Source organism: Frankia nepalensis, assembly GCF_016786325.1.
In the GTDB taxonomy this organism is placed as follows: Bacteria; Actinomycetota; Actinomycetes; order Frankiales; family Frankiaceae; genus Pseudofrankia; species Pseudofrankia nepalensis.
The window spans coordinates 49,542-50,025 of record NZ_JADWYU010000202.1; positions in this window are offsets into that span (position 1 = coordinate 49,542).

Consider the following 484-nt stretch of genomic DNA (forward strand, 5'->3'; position numbering starts at 1 on the left):
CCGTGTGGGGGTCGGCTCATGGGGCGGTGGGCTCATGGGGGCCCTGGGGCTACCGGGACCTCCGGGATCGACTTCGCCTACCGGGGAGGGACCCCGGCCGCTCCGCCGTTGGGGCGCTGAGCGCCCCAACCGGACCAGGACCGGCCAATACCCGTAAGGCGCTGGCCGGTCCCGGTCTGAGGTGACGACCACGGCCGAGTCCCGTTTAGAACGAACGTCCGGGTCGCCTAGGAGCGACCCGGACCTGCCAGATCGACTTCGTCGATCCGACAGGGACCCCGGCCACTCCGCCGTTGGGGCGCTGAGCGCCCCAACCAGACCAGGACCGGCCATTACCCGTAGGGCTCTGGCCGGTCCTGGTCTGGGGTGGCGACTACGGCTGGGGCTCGTTTCAAGAACGAGACGTCCGCGCTTCGCCGGCGGGGCGGGGGAACACGCCCCCCCGCGGCACCGCCGGCCGGTTGTGGAAGCCCCCGCCCCGGGG